Genomic DNA, 20,525 nt, shown 5'->3' with positions numbered 1-20,525 from the left:
ATTCTTGGCGTCCCCACGGGGATTCGAACCCCGGTACTCACCGTGAAAGGGTGATGTCCTAGGCCTCTAGACGATGGGGACCCTGGACTGCCAAAACGTTATCTTCTACGTGGTGGAGGTAAGCGGGATCGAACCGCTGACCTCTTGCATGCCATGCAAGCGCTCTCCCAGCTGAGCTATACCCCCCACGGGAAAACAACATTCTAACATACTGCTGCTACTTCGACTACTGCTGCCTGGCGTTCGCCTTGCAGCCACACCTCGGTCATTCCTGCCTTTACCTGGCGTCCCCACGGGGATTCGAACCCCGGTACTCACCGTGAAAGGGTGATGTCCTAGGCCTCTAGACGATGGGGACCCGGAAACAACCGCACTACCTACTTCTCACTACACACTCCAGAGTTGGTGGAGGTAAGCGGGATCGAACCGCTGACCTCTTGCATGCCATGCAAGCGCTCTCCCAGCTGAGCTATACCCCCTCACTGCTGAAGTGCGAGCATTATATAGGACGGCCTTGCATTACGCAAATATCCGTTTTGCGATTACAGATACTTTTGCACGCGCGCCAGAACGACCTCGCGGCCGAACAGTTCCAGCACCGCATCGATGGCCGGCGTCTGCAGCTGGCCGGTCACCAGCAGGCGCAGCGGCATGGCGATCTGCGGCATCTTCAGGCCGTTCGCCGCCAGCACTTCCTTGAGCATCGCCGCCAGGGCGGCCTTGTTCCATTCGACGCTGGCGCAACGCTCGGCGAACTGGGCCAGCGCCGGACGCACCGCATCGGTCAGGTGCTGGGCCAGCAGGGCCGGATCCGGCTGCGGCTGGCGGTAGAACAGCATGGCGGCATCGGCCAGCTCGACGATGGTGTTGGTGCGCTCCTTCATCAGGGCCAGCACCGCCGGCACCGGCGGTGCGCCGTCGAACACCGCGCCGTCGCGCTCCAGCTGCGGACGCGCCAGCCCGGCCAGGCGCTCGTTGTCGGCCTGCTTGATATAGTGGTTGTTCAGCCAGGCCAGCTTTTCCGGATTGAACTGCGCCGCCGAGGCGGTCAGGTGCTCGAGGTTGAACCACTCGGTGAACTGCTCCATCGAGAAGATCTCGTCGTCGCCGTGGCTCCAGCCCAGGCGCGCCAGGTAGTTCAGCATCGCCTCCGGCAGGTAGCCCTGCTCCGGGTACTGCATCACGCTCACCGCGCCGTGGCGCTTCGACAGCTTCTGGCCGTCCGGGCCCAGGATCATCGGCAGGTGGCCGTACTGCGGCAGCTCGGCGCCCAGCGCGCGCAGGATGTTGATCTGGCGCGGGGTGTTGTTGACGTGGTCGTCGCCGCGCAGCACATGGGTGATCTTCATGTCCCAGTCGTCCACCGCGACGCAGAAGTTATAGGTCGGGGTGCCGTCCGGGCGCGCGATCACGAGGTCGTCGAGTTCCTTGTTGCCGATCGTGATCGGTCCCTTGACCACGTCGTTCCAGGTCACTTCGCCATCGAGCGGATTCTTGAAGCGCACCACCGGCTTGACGCCTTCCGGCGCCGGCGGCAGCACCTTGCCCGCTTCCGGGCGCCAGGTGCCGTCGTAGCGCGGCTTCTCGCCGGCTGCGCGCATGCGCTCGCGCATCGCCTCGACTTCTTCCGGCGAGCAATAGCACAGGTAAGCCGTGCCCTGCTCCAGCATGCCCTTCACCACTTCGCGGTAACGGTCCATGCGCTGCATCTGGTAGAACGGGCCTTCGTCGTGCTCCAGGCCCAGCCATTTCATGCCGTCCAGGATCGCCTGCACGGCTTCCGGGGTCGAGCGTTCGAGGTCGGTGTCCTCGATGCGCAGGATGAAGGTGCCGCCGAAGTGGCGGGCATAGGCCCAGGAGTACAGCGCGGTGCGGGCGCCGCCCAGGTGGAGGTAGCCGGTCGGGCTCGGAGCGAAACGGGTGCGGACGGTCATGGCGGGAAGAAGCAAAAAGGTAAAGAGGCTATTTTACCGCGTCGCCCTCCGCCCCGGCACCCGCCTTCGCCGCTCTCCTGGTATCTATATAGGCGGCCAGCAGCGCGACCGTCGGGAATTCGTACAGCAGTTCGGCCGCGACCGGCAATCCGCAGCGCTGCTCCAGTTCCAGCGCCACCGGCATCGCCGCCAGCGAATCCATGCCGACATCGGCGAACGGCGTGTCGTCGCCGATCTCCATGACGCCGCCGTCGCGCAAGCCATTCAGCACGCAGTCGCGCACCAGCTCGCGCGTGGCCGCCGCCGCGGCCGAGACGGCGGCGGCGGCCGGCGCCGCCGCCGGCCGCCATGCACGGGCCAGCAGCGGGTCGCGCGCCTGCGCTTCTCCCGGTCCGTGCGGGTCCAGCTCGCCGATCGCGCCGGCGTAGCCCTGGATCCGCCGCGCCAGCTCGTCCGCCCCGGCCAGTCCCGCCCCGTCCTGGCGCAAGGCCGGCAGCAGCGCATCGCGGCGGCGCAAGGCCCAGGCGGCGGCGCTGCCCGCCGGCGCGGCCGCGGCCAGCATGGTCCAGGCGCATACTTCCCCGGCCGCGTGGGAGGCGCCGGGGCCCGCCTGGCGCAGGGCCGCGCGCACCGGCGCCGCCAGCGCGGGCGCGCCCAGCGCCTCCTCGACGAAGGCCAGGCAGCCGCCATCGGCCAGCGCGCCCGCGCCCAGGTGGACGTACAGCGCCTCGGTGGGGCCCTCGAGGATGCGCATCACGCGCGCGTCGCGCAGCAGCCGGGGGGCCAGGTTCGGCTCCAGGTAGCCGCGTCCGCCGAGCGCCTGCACCAGGCCGTCCGCCGCTTCCCACAGCAGTTCCGAGGCCACGCATTTGCAGGCCATGCAAGCTTCCTGCGGCAAGGCGCCGTCCTGGTCCTGGCGCGCCGCGATCGCCCCCACCAGCGCTTCCAGCGCCGCCACCGCCCAGGTCAGCGCCTCCAGCCGCGCCAGGGTCGCCGGCTGCTCGAGCAGGCGCCCGCCCGCCACCTCGCGCCGCGCCGCATAGCGCAGCATCAGCTGGGCGCAGCGCTTCATCGCACCCAGGCACAGCGCGCCGATGCCCAGGCGGGCGAAGGCCATGGCGTCGCGCGCCACGTCCATGCCGTTGCCGGGCGTGCCGAGCACCTGCGCGCCCGGCACGAACACGTCGTCGAAGCGCAGCGCGTTCTGCACCATCGCGCGCATGCCCATGGTCAGCGCCTCGGCGTCCTGGTGCACGCCCGGCGCGTCTTCCGGCACCAGCAGGGCCACCGTGCCGAGCGCCGCGCCGCCCTCGTCCACCGCGCGCGCCAGCACCGTGATCCAGCCGGCCCAGCCGGCCAGGCCGATCAGGTGCTTGTCGCCGCTCAGGCGCCAGCCGCCCTCGCAGCGCAGCGCGCGCGTGCGCATCGCCAGCGGATTGGCGCCCGCCGCCGGCTCGGTCAGGGCGAAGGCCGCCAGCGCGCGCCCGCCGGCCAGCTGGGGCGCCACGCGCTCGCGCAGCGCCCGGGCGCCGAAGCGCAACAGCGGCCGCAGCCCCAGGCCGTTGTGGACCCCGACCATGGTCGCCACGGTCAGGTCGATCGCGGCCAGCTGCTCCATCACGCGCAGCAGGTCGGCGCTCGCCAGCGCCTGGCCGCCCAGCGCGAGCGGGGCCTGCATGCCGAGCAGGCCGTGGTTGCCGAAGTCGAGCACCAGGTGCGGCGGCATGGCGCGCCGCTCGTCCATCAGGCGCAGGTCGAGGCGGCGCGGCGCGTACTGGCGCAGCCACCCGATCATCGCGTCGGCCGCCGCGCGGCTGGCGGCGGGCGGCGGCGGATCGTCGGCGCGCCGCAAGGGGTGCGCTTCGTGCACGGCGTCGCGCGCCGCATGAACCACCTCCAGTTCGCCGCGCACCGCCAGCGCCTTGCAATGGCCGCGCTGCAGCTTGCCGCTGCTGGTGCGCGGGAAGCTGCCGGGCCGCACGAACGCCAGCAGGTCGACCGCGATGCCGAAGCGGGCCGCCACCGCCGTGCGGATGCGCTGCCCGAGCGCATCGAGCTGCGCGATGCCGGCGCCGTCGCCGCGGCCCTGGCGCGCGATGCGCACCAGGCGCCGGTCCGCCTCCACCACGATCGCCAGCCGTTCGCGCCCGCCGCGCTCCAGCGCGAAGGCCGCGCAGCGGTTCGGTTCCAGGAAACCCGCCACCTCCTCCACCAGGGCCTCCACGTCCTGGGGATAGATATTCCGTCCGTGGACGACCACCAGGTCCTTCAGGCGCCCGGTGACATACAGCTCGCCGTCGCGCACGAAGCCCAGGTCGCCGCTGCGCAGCCAGGGTCCGCCGCCGTCGGCCTCCCGGGCGCCGAATACGCCCGCCGTGCGCTGCGGGCCGCCGTGGTAGCCGCGCGCCACCGAGGCGCCGGCGAGCCAGATCTCGCCGACCCGCCCCGGGCCCGCCGGGCGGGCGCTGTCCGGGTCGACGATGAGGGCCGTCACGCCGGGCGCCGGCGGGCCGCAGCTGGCCAGCTCGCGCGCGCCGGGATCGCCGGCCGCGGCCTCGCGCACCTGCCCCGCCTCGAGCCGCGCCTGGCTCACGGCCAGGATGCGCGGCGCCCGGCCGCGCGGTCCGCCCGACACCAGCAGCGTGTGCTCGGCCAGGCCGTAGCACGGGAACAGCGCCTCGCGCCGCAGGCCGCAGCCGCCGAACGCCTCGATCACCCGGCGCAGGGTGGCCGCGCGCACCGGTTCGGCGCCGTTGTAGGCGACCTCCAGCCGCGACAGGTCGAGCCCGGCCTTCTGTTCGCCGCTCACGCGGCGCGCACACAGGTCCCAGGCGAAATCCGGCGCCCCGGCGCAGGTCGCCCCGTAGGCGCCGATCGCCTCGATCCAGCGCCGCGGCTGGCGCAGGAAGGTCGCGGGCGCCATCAGGATGGAACGGAAGCCGAACGCCGCCGGGGCCACGATGCTGCCGATCAGCCCCATGTCGTGGAACTGCGGCAGCCAGCCGACCATCACGCTGCCCGCGTGGAAGCCGAAGGTCCGGCCGATCGCGTCCACGTTGGCGGCCAGGTTCGCATGGCTGACCTCGACGCCGCGCGGCGCCAGGGTCGATCCCGAGGTGTACTGGATGAAGGCGAGCCCGCCGCGCGGGGACTGGGCCGGCGCGCGTCCCGGCGCCATGGCGTCGGTGCACACCAGGCAGGCGCGTCCGCCCGACAGCGGCGCCGCCAGGCCGGGGGCGGTGTCGCGCGTGCTCAGCACCAGCACCGGGTCGGCGTCGTCCAGCAGGGCCCGCAGGCGCTCCCCGCCGTTCCGGCGCGGCAGCGGCGCGGGCACCGCCGCCAGCCCGGCGCGCAGGCAGGCGAAGAAGGCGACGATGAACGGCAGTCCGGGCGGATACAGCAGGGCCGCGCGCTCGCCCGCCCCGGCCAGGCTGGCCAGCGCCCCGGCCAGCGCATCGACCCGCGCATCGAGCTCCCCGAAGCTGAGCGATTCCTCGCGCCCGTCCTCGCGCACGAAGGTGAAGGCGATCCGCGCCGGCGCGGCCCGGGCATGGCGGCGCAGGCGTTCGCCGACCGGCTCGGGGCGCGGCGGCTCGCGCTCAGCCACGGCAGCGCCCCGGCGTGTGCGTGGCGGGACGCCCGGCGCCGGCGCGCCCTGCCGCGCCCGCCACCAGGCCGGCCGCGCGCCGCACCTGGGCCGGCGTATGCTGCGCCATCAGTTGCAGCCGCAGGCGCGCGGCGCCGAGCGGCACGCCCGGATACTCGACCGGATTGACGAACACCGCGTCGTGCGCCAGCAGCATGCCGGCCACCCGCGCGACCGCCTCCGATCCCATCCAGACCGGCACGATCGGCGACGGCGCCCCCAGGCAATGCAGCCCGGCCCCGGCCAGCAGGGCGCGCAGCTCGACCGCATTGCGCATCAGGTCGGCGCGCAGCCCCTCTCCTTCGCCCGAGGTGACGATGCGCAGGCTTTCCAGCACGGTCGCCGCCTGCACCGGCGACAGCGCGTTCGAGAACATGTGCGGCCCGGCATACATCTGGATCTGGCGCCGCGCCGGGCGCTCGGCGCAGGCGACGAAGCCGCCGTTGGCGGCGAAGGTCTTCGAGAATGCCCCCAGCACCAGGTCGATCCGGCCATGCATGCGCTGGGCGCCGATCACGCCCAGGCCGCCCGGTCCCATCGCGCCCAGGTCGTGCGCGACATCCACCAGCAGGGTCGCGCCGTACTCGCGGCACAGGTGCTGCAGCAGCGGCAGGTCCGGGCTGTCGGCGTCCATGCTGAACAGGCCCTCGGTGACGACCAGGATCGCATTCGCGGCGTCGCGCGCGCGGATCGCCGCCAGCAGCTCGCGCACGTGGTCGCAGTCCAGGTGGCGGTGCACCAGCACGTTGCGGGTGGCCGCCGCCGCGCCCTGGCGCAGCGAGGCGTGCGCCAGCTGGTCGATCACGACATGGTCGGCGCCGTGCACCAGCGCCGTGATGGCGCCGAAGGCGGCCGCCCATCCGGTCGGGAACAGCACCACCTGGCCCAGTCCGAGCAGCTCGCCGAGCGCCCCTTCCAGGCGCCGCGAATAGCGGGTATTCCCGAGCAGAACAGCCGAGCCGGCGCTGTGCGGCCCGGCCTCGCCCAGCGCGCGCAGCGCCGCCTCGGCCACCGCCGGGTGGGCCGCCAGCGACAGGTAGTCCTGGGAGGCGAAATTGATGCCGCGCAGCGCCGGCATGCCATCGCCGGCGACCGTCGCCAGCGGTTCCGGCGGCCCCTCGAGCACGCGCGCGTAAGGCCAGACGCCGTGGCGGGCGCGCAGCGCGCACCAGGCGTCCAGGGCGGCGCCGCGGCGCAGCAGGTCGGGTCCGCGCGGCTGCGCGAACTGGGCGATGTTGCCCTCCAGGGCGCCCGAGGCGGCCAGCGCCGCCGGATCCCGGGCCGGATCGAATGGGACGGATTCATTCAGCAAGGCGTTCTCCAATCATAGGAGGTGGGATTCGGGCCGGCTTCAGGCCGGCAGCGCGGATGCCTGCCCCTGGCGCGCCAGCAGCGCCGCGACCTGTTCGGGCGGCAGGGGTCGGTCGAACAGGTAGCCCTGGGCGCAATCGCAGCCCATCGCGCACAGGTCGGCCAGCTGCTCGCCGGTCTCGACCGATTCGGCGATCACGCTCAAGCCCAGCCGGTGGGCCATCGCGACGATGGTCTCGGCGATCGCGTACGAACGCCCCGCCCCGCCGCCCAGGCGGCGCACGAACAGCCCGTCCATCTTGAGGATGTCCACCGGCAGTTCGCACAGGTAGTTCAGGCTCGAGTAGCCGGTGCCGAAGTCGTCGATCGAGACCAGCACCCCGGCCTGGCGCAGGCGGTTCATCACCGCGCAATTGGCGCCCAGGTCCTCGATCAGCATGCCCTCGGTGATTTCCAGGTCCAGCAGGCGGGCCGGCATCCCGGTGTCGAGCAGGATCTGCAGCACGCGCGCCGCCATGCCCGGCTCCTTCAGCTGGCGCGCCGACAGGTTGACCGCCGTCTTGACCTCGGGCAGGCCGGCCTCGCGCCAGCTCCGGTTCTGGATGCAGGCGGTGCGCAGCGCCCAGTCGCCGATCGGCACGATCATCCCGGTTTCCTCGGCCAGCGGGATGAAGCGGCCAGGCGCGATCCGGCCGTACACCGGATGCTGCCAGCGCAGCAGGGCCTCGACGCCGACCACGCGCCGCGCCGCCAGTTCCATCTGCGGCTGGTATTCGAGGAACAGCTGGCCCTGGGCGAGCGCGTCGCGCAGGCCGTTCTTCAGCGCCAGCCGCTCGCTGTGCGGCTGGGCGACCGTCCCGCTGTACAGCTGGACGCTGTTCTCGCCCCACTCGCGGGCGGCGCGCATGGCGATGTCGGCCCGCTTGAGCAGGGCGTCGAGGTCGCAGTCGGCGGCCGGATACAGCGCCACGCCGACAGCCAGGCTCACGCAGCACGCGCGCCCGCCCACCTCGAGCGGCAGGCCGAAGCGGTCGAGGATCTTTTCCGCCACCTGGCGCGCGTCGCTTTCCGCGCCCAGGTCTTCCAGCAGCGCGATGAACTCGTCGCCCGCCCAGCGCGCCACGGTGTCGGAATCGCGCAGGCAGCCGCGGATCGCGCCGCCGGCCTGGGCCAGCAAGGCGTCGCCGGCCTCGTAGCCGAGGGCGTCGTTGATCTCCTTGAAGCGGTTGATGTTCAGCAGCAGCAGCGCGATCAGGCGCCGGTTGCGGTCGGCCCGGTCCATCGCGTGGCGCAGCCGGTCGCGCAGCAGGCGCCGGCTGAGCAGGCCGGTGAGCTGGTCGCAATGCGCGCCGTCGAGCATGCGCGCCACGCTCGCGCCCATGTCGTTCGCCGCCATGCCGCGTGCATCGGGGGCGGCCGGCGCCGGGCGCGCGTCCGCGCCATGGCACAGCACCCGGTTGCGGCCGCTCGACTTGGCAAGGTACAGCGCCTCGTCGGCGCGCACGATCGCCTGCGCCACCGGTTCGCCCAGCCGGTATTCGGCCACCCCGACCGACACCGTCAGGCTGATCTCGCTGCCGTCGTCCTGGCAGCGCAGGCCTTCGATCACGAGGCGCACGCGCTCGGCCAGCAGCACCGCGTCCGGCGCCGGCGTCTCGGGCAGCATCAGCAGGAATTCCTCCCCGCCATAGCGCCCGAAGGCGTCGGTGCCGCGGATCTGGGCCTGCACCGCCTGGGCGAAGGCGCGCAGCACGGTGTCGCCGGCGGTGTGCCCGTAGGTGTCGTTGATGCGCTTGAAGAAATCGATGTCGAACAGGCACAGGCAGAAGCTGCGGCGATTGCGGTCGCTGCGCTCCTTTTCCTTTTCGATCAGGCCGAGCAGGAAGCGCCGGTTATGGCTGCCGGTCAGCTCGTCGCGGATCGCCAGTTCGTTGATGGTGGACAGCGCCTGCTGCAGCTTGACGAAGCCTTCGTTCTTGGTCAGCTCGAACAGCAGCACGAACACCAGCACCACCACGTACAGCCCGATGTCGCAGACCAGGTAGAGCAGCGCCATGTCGGCCACGGGCGGCTCCAGGCGGACGATCCCGGCCGCCTGCACGCCATGGATGACGGACGCGCTGGCGCAGCTCAGCGCCAGCCAGAGCACGGCGCTGGCCACGCCGCCGAGGAACATCGCCACCACCGGCCCGGTGATCAGCCAGCTCGCGGTGGGCGCGGCGATGCCGCCCAGGTGCCAGGTCAGCCAGCTGAAATTGAAGAACAGCGCGCACAGGAACAGGCCGCGCGCGGCGCCCAGGCTGCCGCTCGCGCGCAGCACGCAGGGGGCGGCCAGCATGCACAGGCAGCACAGCAGGATCTCGGCGGCGGCCAGGCGCAGGCCGAGCAGCCAGTAGGCCAGCGCGTAGAGCGGTCCGGCGGTGCCGGCCATCACCGCCGCATTCACGACGTTTTCGGCGCGCGCCATGGTCTGGGCGTCCTGCTGCAGCCGCACTGGTATGAATCGGTGGACGGCGGCCAGGTAGCGCCCGCTCCACCGCACACTGTCGTTGTCGTTCATCTGGCTCCCATCGGCACACCGGCGCCTCGGCAAGACGCTCCAGAAACCGAGTTTAGGCAGGGAAATTCGCCATGACTTTATTTTCAAGCAGAAAGGTGACGGATAAACAGCGCCGGTATTTAGCTTGTCGCGCAGGCCGTATCGTTTTTCACAACAGATCGTTGCCTGGCACCAACACCTTCCCCTAAACCATTCTGCAGTGCAACAAGAAACGTGTAACCTAAAGGCTATAAAGGAAAATCACCTGCATGACTCCTTGCTGTCCGGAATGCCCGGGAATGCGCTGGCCATCGCGGCCCGGTCCAGGCCGCGCTGTCGTCACTTGCAACCAGACGGAACGCCACGCGTTCACCACCGATCTGCCTGAGCCCTGAATTCGCCGGTCGCCGATCCACCTAGATCCTGATCCCGATGTCCGATTTACTCCAATCACCGTGCCACCCACTACGCCAGCACCCACTGCGTAGCGCCGGAAAGACGCTGCCCGCCCTCGTTGCGCTCTTGTGCAGTGCCGCATTCCCGGCGCGCGCCGAGGACCTGACCGCCTTGTCGTTCGACCAGTTGCTGTCGGTCGAGATCGTCACCGCATCGAAATTTGCGCAGAAACTGAGCGAAGCGCCGTCCGCGGTATCGGTCGTGACGGCCGAGGACATCGAAACCTTCGGCTACCGCACCCTGGCCGACATCCTGCGCGGCGTGCGCGGGGTCCAGGTCTCCTACGACCGCAACTACAGCTATATGGGCACCCGCGGCTCGGGCCGTTCGGGCGCCTACAATTCGCGCGTGCTGCTGCTGGTCGACGGCCAGCGGCTCAACGACAGCGTGTATGGACAGGGCTCGATCGGCACGGAATTCCCGATCGATGTGGACTTGATCGAACGGGTCGAATACGTTCCCGGCCCGGGCTCGGCGATCTACGGCAGCAACGCATTCTTCGGCGTGCTCAACATCATCACGAAGAAGCCGCGGGCGCTGGCCGGCGCCGCCGTCGGCGTCGAACTGGGCAGTTACCGGACCGGCAAGGCCGCGCTCACGCTCGGCAAGCGCTTCGACAACGGCGGCGAGGGCCTGCTGCGGATCACCGGGAGCGCCAGCAGCGGCATCGACCGCTATTTTCCGGAATTCGACGATGCCGCCAGCAACCATGGCGTTGCTTCCGGGCTGGACGCGGATCGCTACCAGCGGCTGTTCGCCAAATATGCGTTCGAGGGCCTGACCCTCACCGCGCTGTTCGGCGATCGCGTCAAGGGCGTGCCGACGGCGTCGTTCGGCCAGCAGTTCAACGATCCGCGCAGCCTGACGGTCGACCGCTACCTGTCGGTCAGCGCCGCCTTCCAGCATGCGGTGTCGAAGACGCTCGACCTGCACGCGAACCTGAACTTCAACCGCTACCAGTACCAGGGCGATTCCGCCTACACGCCCCTTGCCTCCGGGCTGAATCGCGATACGTCGCACAGCGGCGTCGTGAGCGGCGAACTGCGCTTCCTGAGCCGGGCCTTTGACGACCATAAGCTGATCTACGGTATCGAAGCCTTCAACGCCCGGACCAGGCGCCTGTCCAACCGGAATGTCGATCCGTATGAGCTGGTCCTCGACGAGGACCACCCGAAGCGCGGCCATGCCTTCTACGTGCAGGATGAAATCAGGCTCGGCGACCGGCTGATCCTGAACGCCGGCCTGCGCCACGACGTCGACGCCGAAGGCGGCCATGCGAACAGCCCGCGTATCGGCCTGATCTACGAACTGACGCCGGATGTCACCACCAAGCTCCTGTACGGCACCGCATTCCGTTCGCCCAATGCATTCGAACGCTATTACATCACCGACGCCACGGGCTTCAAGAGCGGCCCGGCCTTGCGGCCGGAACACATCAAGACCTACGAAGTCGTGGCCGAATATTTCCCGCGCCAGGATTTTCGCGCCAGCGCCTCGGCCTTCGTCTACCGCCTCGACAGCCTGATTTCCCAGACGGCCGATCCGGCCGACCAGCGCCTGTATTTCACCAACCTCGATGCGGCCTCGGCCCGGGGCCTCGAGCTGGAGGCGGAAAGCCTCGGCCGCGACGGCAGCCGCCTGAAGCTCAGCACCGCGTTCCAGGTTGCACGCGACAGCGCTACCGGCGAACGCCTGGCCAATTCCCCGGCCCGGCTGGCAAAGCTGAACTACAGCCGCCCGTTCGGGACCGGCGCCGGACGCCTCGGCCTGGAAGCCCAGTACACCAGCCGTCGTCCCACCATCCTCGGCGGGGCGGTGGGAGGCTTCACGGTCCTCAACCTGACGCTGTCCGGCATCAGGCCGACGCCGCGTATCGCGCTGTCGGCAAGCATCTACAACCTGCTCGACAAGCAGTACGCGGATCCGCCCAATGACGAGCACTACGACAACTCCTCGCCGCCGCGGCTGTTGCAGTCGATCCGGCAGGATGGGCGCGTCTTCCGCATGGAACTCAGCTACCGCTTCTGATGCGATCGTTCCCACGCCGAAGCGCGCCGCTGTCCCGTATTGCGCGCATCATCCTTCTCGCCTGCGCACTGCCGGGGCTCGCCGTGGCGCTGGCCCAGCCGCCGGCCACGCCCGAGTACGCGCTGAAAGCGGCCTTCATCTACAACTTCGCCCGTTTCACGAACTGGCCCGAACGCCCGGACAGGCTGCTGCGCCTGTGCGTGCTGGGACGCGACCCGTTCGGCGACGCACTCGATACGATCGACAGGAAGGAAGTCGGCCAGTTGCAGGTCGCCGTCACGCGCCTGCGCAATGCCGGGGAAGCCATGCGCAGCTGCCAGATCGTTTTCATTGCGGATTCCGAAGTGGACGACTTCCTGATGCTGCCGGAACGGGTCCGGCTGGCCGCCGGCGTCCTCACCATCGCCGAACGCGAAGGGGCGGCGCGCCAGGGCATCATCATCGAACTGAGCACGGAAGACCGGAAGATCGGCTTCGAATTCAACCAGGCCAGCGCACGCGAGGCCAGGCTGGACATCAGCTCCAAGCTGTTGCGGCTGGCCAGGAGGGTTTACTGATGAAACTGAGAGCGCGACTTCGATTCCGCTGGCTGAACCGGCAAGCGGTCGGCACCAAGCTGAAGCTGGCCAACCTGTTCACCAGCGGCGTGGTGATCCTGCTCGGCGGCGGCCTGCTGCTGGTGCTGCAGACCTGGTTTTCCGGCGCGGCGCTGCTGGAGCAGACCCGCAACGAAGCGGCGGTGGCCGGCGAAAACCTGTCGGCGGCGATCATCTTCAACGACCAGGCCTCCGCCCGCGACATCCTGGCCTCGCTCAAGGCCGATGCCGATGTCTCGCATGCGACCGTGCTCGATGCCGGGCAGGCGGTGTTCGCCACCTACGCGCGCGCGGACCTTGCCGGGTCCACGGCGCCGGCCGTACTGGGCGGCGACGACTACCGCTTTTCCCTGCGACGCCTGAGCGTCTCGCGCCCGATCGTCTACCAGGGCAAGCAGGTCGGCACGATCCAGGTCGACGCCGACCTGGCCTCGACCTATCGCCGCACCGGCTGGTACGTGCTGGCGATCGCGCTGGTGATGCTGCCCTGCCTGCTGATCGCCCATGCGGTGCTCACGCGGCTGCAGCGCTTCGTGACCGCGCCGCTGCATGCGCTGGCGCGCACCTCGGAAGCGATTTCCGCACAGGGCGACTTCTCGCTGCGCGCCAACGTCGATCCGTCGGCCGACCTGGGCCTGCTGGCGCGCGCCTTCAACGCCATGCTCGATCGTATCGAGAAACGCGAGCTCGCGCTGGAATGCGAGATCGAGGAGCGCAAGCGCGTCGAGGCCAAGCTCGACCGGCTGGCGCATTTCGACAGCGTCACCGGGCTGCACAACCGCCACTTCTTCCACGACCGCCTGGCGGCCGCCGTCGCGCACGCCCAAGGCTTCGAGCAGCGCGCGGTCGTCCTGTTCCTCGACCTGGACAATTTCAAGGCCGTCAACGACACGCTCGGGCATGACACCGGAGACGAACTGCTGCGCGTCGTGGCCAGGCGGCTGACCGAATCGGTGCGCTCCAGCGACACCGTGGCGCGCCTCGGCGGCGACGAATTCGCCATCATCCTCGAGAACGTCGCCGACGGCGCGGTCGCGGACAGGGTGGCGCGGACCTGCATCGACGCCCTGGCGCAGGTGGTGCGCATCGACGGCAATGACATCTACGTGTCGGCCAGCGTCGGCATCAGCAGCTGCCCGACCGATGCCGTCGACGTCCCCACCCTGCTGAAATTCGCCGACACCGCCATGTATGAGGCCAAAGGCGCGGGCAAGAATACCTACCGGGTGTTCCACAGCGGGATGCAGGGCGAAGCCCGGAAGCGCTTCGCGATGAACGGCAAGCTGCGGCGCGCGCTGGAGCAGGAGCAGTTCGTGCTCGAATACCAGCCGCAGGTCGACCTGGCCAGCGGGCGGATCATCGGGGTCGAGGCGCTGGTCCGGTGGGCGCATCCGGAACTGGGCATGATCGGCCCGCAGGAATTCATCCCGGTGGCCGAGGAAACCGGCCTGATCATCCCGATCGGACACTGGGTGCTGGAGACCGCCTGCCGCCAACTGAAGGCCTGGCATGACGAGGGGCGCACCGGGCTGCGCATGGCCGTCAACCTGTCGGCGCGCCAGCTGACCGAGGAAGGATTCGTCGACACCGTGCTGGAGATCGTCCGCGGCTCCGGCGCCGATCCGCGCATGCTCGAACTGGAACTGACCGAGAGCATGCTGATGGATGCCGGGGAAGCCTTCATCGCCAGGCTCGAGGCGCTGCGCGGCGCCGGCATCATGCTGGCGATCGACGACTTCGGCACCGGCTATTCGTCGATGTCCTACCTGAAGCGCTTCCCGATCAACACGATCAAGATCGACCGCAGCTTCGTGCACGACCTGCCGGCCAACGAGCAGGACAAGGCGATCACCAGGGCCATCATCTCGATGGCGCACAGCCTGCGCATGCAGGTGGTGGCCGAAGGCATCGAAACCAGCGGCCAGGCCAGCCTGCTGGCCGCCCACGACTGCGACAGCGGCCAGGGTTATCTCTACAGCAGGCCGGTCGACGCCGACCGGATCGGCATGCTGGTCGATGCGGAGAAATCCGGAGCGAGCGGCCTGGCGGCCGCCTGAACCGGCCTGCCCGCTCAGGCGCGGCGCAGCGCGATGCCGCGCCCGGCGCGGGCGCGCAGCTGGCCGCAGCCGCCGTCCACATCCTGGCCGGCGGAATCGCGCAGCTTGGTCAGGATGCCGCGCGCATGCAGGCCGGCGGCGATCGCGCGCGCCCGCTCCCAGCCGGGCCGCCGGAAGTCCAGGCCGGGCACGGTGTTGTACGGGATCATGTTGAGCACGGCGTATCTGCCGCGCAGGAGGTCGACGATGCCGTCCATTTCCGCGGGGCTGTCGTTGACGCCGTCGAGCAGGGTCCACTGGTACTGGACCGGATAGCCGCTCAGGCGCGCATAGCGCTCGCCATGCTCGACCAGTTCGCGCGGGGACAGGCGCGGGGCGCGCGGCAGCAGGCGCGCGCGCAGTGCGGGATCGGTGCTGTGCAGCGACAGCGCCAGCGCCGGCTTGACCGCGCCCTGCCCCAGGCGCTCGAAGGCGCGCGCGTCGCCCACGGTCGAGAACACCAGGTTCTTGTGTGCGATATTGCCCTCGACGCCGAGCAGCTCGATCGCTTCCAGCACGTGCTCGAGGTTATGGGCGGGCTCGCCCATGCCCATGAAGACGACTTTCTTCACGGGCCGCTGGCGCCGCGCCAGCACCACCTGGGCCACGATCTCGCCGCTCGTGACCTGGCGCAGCAGGCCTTCGCGGCCGGTCATGCAGAACTGGCAGCCGACCGCGCAGCCGACCTGGCTGGACACGCACACGCCATCGCGCGGCAGCAGCACCGCTTCGACCGCCTGGCCGTCGCCCAGCGCCACCAACAGGCGCGCCGAACCGTCTTCGGCCGGATGGCTGCTCACCAGCCGCGCCAGGCCGTCCAGTTCCCGGTCCAGCGCCGGCAAGGCCTCGCGCACCGGCCTGGGGAGGTAGTCAGCCGGCCGGCGCCGGCCGCGCTCGTGCGGCGCGGCCTGGACCCAGTCGCGCAGCACGCGCCGCTGGTGTTCCGGCAGCGCGCCGAGCGCCTCGAGGCGCTCGCGGATTGCCTGAACGCGCACGGCTTCAGTCGTTCTTGACGACGATGCTCGGGAACTTGCTGCTCATGTCCTTCGCCTTCTCGGCCACCTTGACGGCGAGCTTGCGCGCGATGTCCTTGTAGACGCCCGCCACCGGACCGTCCGGATCGGCCACCACGGTCGGGCGGCCGGAATCGGTCTGTTCGCGGATCGACATGGTCAGGGGCAGCGCGCCCAGGAACTCGACGCCGAAGTCGGCGCACATCTTCGCGCCGCCGCCGTGGCCGAAGATGGCTTCGGTATGGCCGCAGTTCGAGCAGATGTGGGTGCTCATGTTCTCGACCACGCCCAGGATCGGGATGCCGACCTTCTCGAACATCTTGAGGCCCTTGCGCGCGTCCAGCAGGGCGATGTCCTGCGGGGTGGTGACGATCACGGCGCCGGTGACCGGCACCTTCTGCGACAGGGTCAGCTGGATGTCGCCGGTACCCGGGGGCATGTCGACGATCAGGTAGTCGAGGTCGCGCCAGTTGGTCTGCTCCAGCAGCTGCTGCAGCGCGCCGGTGACCATCGGGCCGCGCCATACCATCGGCTCGTCCGGGTCGATCATGAAGCCGATCGACGAGACCTGCACGCCGTGGTTCTCCAGCGGCTCCATGGTCTTGCCGTCGCGGCTTTCGGGACGCCCGCTGATCCCCAGCATCATCGGCTGCGAGGGACCGTAGATGTCGGCGTCCAGCACGCCCACGCTGGCGCCTTCGGCCGCCAGGGCCAGGGCCAGGTTGACCGCGGTGGTCGACTTGCCGACTCCGCCCTTGCCGGAGGCCACGGCGATGATGTTCTTCACGTTCGGCATCACCTTCAGGCCGCGCTGCACGGTGTGCGACAGGATCTTGCTGGTGACCTTGACGTTGACCTTGTCCACGCCCGGCAGCGCCTTGACTGCCGCGCTCACGGACTCGCGGATCGCCGGCACCTGGCTGGCCGCCGGGTAGCCCAGCTCGATCTCGAGCGACACGTCGGCGCCCTCGACCTTGATGTTCTTGACGGATTTGGACGCAACGAAGTCTTTCTCGGTGTTAGGATCGATAACCGCCGACAGCGCCGTCTTGACGTCGTTCTCTGTGATGCTCATGTAGATCTCCGGATGTGATGGGGCGAAGTGTAGCGCAAAATGCAGCCCAGCCTCTTGCCGGAATGGCAAAACCGGCCAATACCCCCTGCGCGCGCAGGGCCATCCGCTGTTAAAATGCTTCTTTTCTTATAACCAACGCGTTTCGACCATGACCCGCAAGCTGTTCGTCACCACTGCCCTGCCCTACGCCAACGCCGCCTTCCACATCGGCCACATGATGGAATACATCCAGGCCGACATCTGGGTCCGTTTCCAGCGAATGCAGCGCGACAACGGCATGCAGCGCCAGGTGCATTTCGTCTGCGCCGACGATACCCACGGCACCCCGATCATGATCGCGGCCGAGAAGGAAGGCATCACGCCCCAGGAATTCGTGGCCAAGATCGCGGCCGGCCGTCCCCAGTACCTGGACGGTTTCCACATCGCCTTCGACAACTGGTATTCGACCGACTCGCCGGAAAACGTCGAGCTGTCCCAGGGTATCTACCGCAAGCTGCGCGATGCCGGCCTGATCGTCACCAAGACGGTCGACCGCTTCTACGACCCGGTCAAGGGCATGTTCCTGGCCGACCGCAACATCAAGGGCGAGTGCCCGGTCTGCCACGCCAAGGACCAGTATGGCGACAACTGCGAAGTCTGCGGCGCCGCCTACCAGCCGACCGAACTGGTCAACCCGTTCTCGGTGTTCACCGGCTCGACCCCGGTCCTGAAACCGTCCGAACAATACTTCTTCAAGCTGTCCGACCCGCGCTGCTTCAGCTTCCTGAAGGAATGGCTGAACACCCCGGACCGCCTGCAGCCGGAAATGGTCAACAAGGTCTCCGAATGGCTGGGCGAAGCCGGCGAAAAGCTGGCCGACTGGGACATCTCGCGCGACGCGCCCTATTTCGGCATCCCGATCCCCGATGCGCCGGGCAAGTTCTTCTATGTCTGGCTGGACGCGCCGGTCGGCTACCTGGCCAGCCTGAAGAACTACTTCGACAAGCAGGGCCTCGACTTCGACGCCTTCCTGAACGACCCAAGCGCCGAGCAGCTGCACTTCATCGGCAAGGACATCGTGTCCTTCCACCTGCTGTTCTGGCCGGCCATGCTGAACTTCTCGGGCCACCCGATCATCGACAAGCTGAAGGTCGCGGTGCACGGCCACCTGACCGTCAACAACGAAAAGATGTCGAAGTCGCGCGGCACCGGCATCTCGCCGCTGCGCTACCTGGAACTGGGCATGAACCCGGAATGGCTGCGCTACTACCTGGCCTTCAAGCTCAACAGCAAGGTCGAGGACCTGGACTTCAACGGCGACGACTTCGTGGCCCGCGTGAACAGCGACCTGATCGGTAAATACGTGAACATCGCCAGCCGCTGCGCCGGCTTCATCGCCAAGCGCTTCGACGGCAAGCTGGCCGACAGCCTGTCGCCGACCGCCCGCAACTGGATCTGCAAGGCCCTGATGCACGAAGGCGTCGAGCGCCAGGCCAGCATCGCGGCCAGCTTCGAGGCGCGCGAATACGGCAAGGCCCTGCGCGAGATCATGGAGATCGCCGACGTCACCAACCAGTACGTCGACGAGTACAAGCCGTGGCTGCTGGCCAAGGACCCGGAAAAGGCCGGGGAACTGCACGACGTCTGCACCACGGCCCTGATCCTGTTCCGCCAGCTGACCATCATGCTGTCGCCGGTGCTGCCGAGCGTGGCCGCCAAGGTCACCGCCTTCCTGGGCGAGGACCAGCCGAGCTGGGCCGACACCCATGGCGCCGCCGTCTACGAAACCATGGTCGGCCGCACCATCGGCGCCTATACCCACCTGCTGCAGCGCGTGGATGCCAGGATGGTCGAGAACCTGTTCGACAAGCCCGCGGCCGTGGCCGCCGTGGCCGCCCCGGCCGCCCCGGTCGCTGTTGCCGCCGAGCAGGCGCCGGGCGCCGAGGCCGCGGCAGCGGCAGCGGCCGGCGACATCGAGGAACTCGCCCCCGAGATCTCGATCGACGACTTCACGAAAATCGACCTGCGCGTGGCGAAAATCGTCAACTGCGAACACGTCGAAGGCGCCGGCAAGCTGCTGCGCCTGACCCTGGACGTGGGCGAAGGCCGCCACCGCAACGTGTTCTCGGGCATCAAGTCGGCCTACAAGCCGGAAGACCTGATCGGCAAGCTGACCGTGATGGTGGCCAACCTGGCCCCGCGCAAGATGAAGTTCGGCGTCTCGGAAGGCATGGTGCTGTGCGCTTCCGCCGCCGACGAGAAGGCGAATCCGGGCCTGTACCTGCTCGATCCGATGCCGGGTGCGACCCCGGGCATGCGCATCCGCTGAGCGTCCCCCGATCCTTGTGCGGCCGGGCTTTCCCGGCCGCATGACATACTGGCAGCAAGGCCCCGGTGTCCTTTCCGGGTCCGGTAGCGGGTGTACAATGCCATGCTTTTAAACTACAAACGCCCCTACAAACTTATTGATAGGCAGCTAATAATATGACCGAATTCACCCCTCTCCGCCATCTTCCGCAAGCCAACGTGTTCCGCAAGGGCGACGTCTTCGTCCTGTTCGGCGAACTGTTCGGCCGCGGCTATGTGAATGGCCTGATCGACGAGGCGCGCAAGGCCGGCATGACGATCGTCGGCGTGACCGTGGGCCGCCGCGACGATACCGGCGCCCTGCGCGCCCTGACGGCCGAGGAACTGGCCGAGGCGGAAGAAAAGCTCGGCGGCCGCATCATCAATGTGCCGCTGATGGCGGGCTTCGACATGGACGCCCCGGAAGGCGAGCAGAATCCGACCGAGATGCTGTCCGGTATCACCCTGAAGGGCTGGCAGGAAGAAAAACTGGACTGGGCTGCCGTCGAACGCTGCCGTGAAGCCGGCGTGCGCCGCTTCACCAGCTCGGCCGCCGCCGTGATGGCCGAAGTCGACAAGCTGGTCCCGGAAGGCGCCAACGTCTTCTTCGCCCACACCATGGCCGGCGGCATCCCGAAGATCAAGGCCTTCCTGGCCATCGCCAACCGCATCTACAAGGGCCGCGGCGAGCGCTTCATGTCCTCGCGCGCCCTGCTCGACAGCGACCTGGGCAAGCTGATCCTGATGAACTTCGACGAAGTCACGGCCAACACGCTCAAGTACCTGATCGATGCCTCGGCACCGATCCGCGAGCGCGTGACCAGGGCTGGCGGCGAAGTGCGCTACACCGCCTACGGCTACCACGGCACCGAGATCCTGATCGGCGGCGAATACCAGTGGCAGACCTACACCAACTACACCCAGGGCTACGCCAAGATGCGCCTGGAGTCGATCGCGCAGGCGGCCTGGGTCCAGGGTGTGCCGGCGACCGTGTTCAACTGCCCGGAAATCCGCACCAATTCCTCGGACATCTTCGTGGGCGTCGAACTGTCGCTGTTCCCGCTGCTGTCCGCCCTGAAGAAGGAAGGCGGCGGCGCCTGGGCCGACGAGCAGTGGCGCATCTGCGAATCGCTGCTGGGCGAGGGCGAGTCGTTGCAGTCGCTGCTCGACACCATCGAGCGCTACAACAACGACGCCACCAGCGCCCACTTCCGCAACTTCGCAGCCTGGCCGATGGACAACACGCCGGAGCTGGCCGATGTCATGATCGGCACCTCGGAAGCCATCACCGGCCTGCACAAGGACAAGAAGGCCCTGATCACCGACCACCTGTCGCACCTGGTGCTGGAAGGCGCCGGTCCGCTGATGTTCCATGGCGCATCGGAAAAAATCGGCCCGGTGCTGTGGCTCAACCACGACATCATCGCCCGTCAACTGAACGCGCTGCATAAATAAGCTTGACGCCAGGCCGGCGGGGCCGAAGAATCAGCTCCGCCGCTACGCATT

At 68.9% G+C, this 20,525-nt stretch carries 11 protein-coding genes and 4 tRNA genes; 5 read left to right on the top strand and 10 right to left on the bottom strand.

The window, feature by feature from the left end; genetic code table 11:
* Positions 1–5: 5 nt before the first annotated feature.
* The 8 genes from H162_RS0114595 to H162_RS32695 form a co-directional block, all read right to left on the bottom strand.
* Positions 6–81, bottom strand: a tRNA-Glu gene (locus tag H162_RS0114595).
* A 29-nt stretch (positions 82–110) separates the two neighbouring features.
* A tRNA-Ala gene (locus H162_RS0114590) sits at positions 111–186 on the bottom strand.
* A gap of 96 nt (positions 187–282) precedes the next feature.
* Positions 283–358, bottom strand: a tRNA-Glu gene (locus H162_RS0114585).
* Positions 359–403: 45 nt separating this feature from the next.
* A tRNA-Ala gene (locus tag H162_RS0114580) sits at positions 404–479 on the bottom strand.
* Between the two features lie 63 nt (positions 480–542).
* A complete protein-coding gene (gltX, locus tag H162_RS0114575; protein WP_020654215.1) occupies positions 543–1,934 on the bottom strand; it encodes a glutamate--tRNA ligase in 1,392 nt (463 codons plus the stop codon).
* A gap of 28 nt (positions 1,935–1,962) precedes the next feature.
* A complete protein-coding gene (locus H162_RS0114570) occupies positions 1,963–5,541 on the bottom strand; it encodes an AMP-binding protein (RefSeq protein ID WP_020654214.1) in 3,579 nt (1,192 codons plus the stop codon).
* Complete coding sequence (locus tag H162_RS0114565) at positions 5,534–6,892, bottom strand: aminotransferase class I/II-fold pyridoxal phosphate-dependent enzyme (RefSeq protein ID WP_020654213.1); 1,359 nt, start codon at positions 6,890–6,892, stop codon at positions 5,534–5,536. Before H162_RS0114565 ends, H162_RS0114570 begins: the two co-directional genes overlap by 8 nt.
* A 39-nt stretch (positions 6,893–6,931) precedes the next feature.
* Positions 6,932–9,451 carry a bifunctional diguanylate cyclase/phosphodiesterase gene (locus tag H162_RS32695; RefSeq protein WP_020654212.1) on the bottom strand — a complete coding sequence of 840 codons (2,520 nt, stop codon included), beginning with the start codon at positions 9,449–9,451 and terminating at the stop codon, positions 6,932–6,934.
* Positions 9,452–9,952: 501 nt separating this feature from the next.
* Between H162_RS32695 and H162_RS0114555 the strand changes: the two genes are divergently transcribed.
* Genes H162_RS0114555 through H162_RS0114545 form a run of 3 tightly spaced genes read left to right on the top strand, consistent with a single transcriptional unit; the run spans position 9,953 to position 14,567 of the window.
* Positions 9,953–11,914 carry a TonB-dependent receptor plug domain-containing protein gene (locus tag H162_RS0114555; protein ID WP_020654211.1) on the top strand — a complete coding sequence of 654 codons (1,962 nt, stop codon included), beginning with the start codon at positions 9,953–9,955 and terminating at the stop codon, positions 11,912–11,914.
* On the top strand, positions 11,914–12,471 hold the full coding sequence (locus H162_RS0114550; RefSeq protein ID WP_084677024.1) for a YfiR family protein: 558 nt from the start codon (positions 11,914–11,916) through the stop codon (positions 12,469–12,471). Before H162_RS0114555 ends, H162_RS0114550 begins: the two co-directional genes overlap by 1 nt.
* Complete coding sequence (locus H162_RS0114545; RefSeq protein ID WP_020654209.1) at positions 12,471–14,567, top strand: putative bifunctional diguanylate cyclase/phosphodiesterase; 2,097 nt, start codon at positions 12,471–12,473, stop codon at positions 14,565–14,567. The genes H162_RS0114550 and H162_RS0114545 overlap by 1 nt, the downstream gene beginning before the upstream one ends.
* Before the next feature lie 14 nt (positions 14,568–14,581).
* Here the strand turns inward: H162_RS0114545 and H162_RS0114540 are convergent, their stop codons facing one another.
* Positions 14,582–15,601 (bottom strand): RNA methyltransferase, encoded by a 1,020-nt coding sequence (locus tag H162_RS0114540; RefSeq protein ID WP_020654208.1) that lies wholly within the window; start codon positions 15,599–15,601, stop codon positions 14,582–14,584.
* 4 nt (positions 15,602–15,605) lie between these two features.
* Positions 15,606–16,694, bottom strand: coding sequence for an iron-sulfur cluster carrier protein ApbC (gene apbC / locus H162_RS0114535; protein WP_020654207.1), 1,089 nt, complete (start codon positions 16,692–16,694; stop codon positions 15,606–15,608).
* 148 nt (positions 16,695–16,842) lie between these two features.
* Here apbC and metG point away from each other — a divergent pair, with 148 nt between their 5' ends.
* Both metG and H162_RS0114525 read left to right on the top strand, forming a co-directional pair.
* Entirely contained in the window at positions 16,843–19,002 is a 2,160-nt protein-coding gene (gene metG, locus H162_RS0114530; protein WP_020654206.1) for a methionine--tRNA ligase, read from the top strand.
* A 155-nt stretch (positions 19,003–19,157) separates the two neighbouring features.
* Entirely contained in the window at positions 19,158–20,474 is a 1,317-nt protein-coding gene (locus H162_RS0114525; RefSeq protein ID WP_020654205.1) for an enoyl ACP reductase FabMG family protein, read from the top strand.
* Positions 20,475–20,525 lie beyond the last annotated feature (51 nt).

This window comes from Massilia niastensis DSM 21313 (assembly GCF_000382345.1).
Taxonomy (GTDB): Bacteria; Pseudomonadota; Gammaproteobacteria; order Burkholderiales; family Burkholderiaceae_D; genus Telluria; species Telluria niastensis.
Note: the sequence above shows the minus strand (reverse complement) of the source record. Positions and strands in the feature narration are given on the sequence as shown.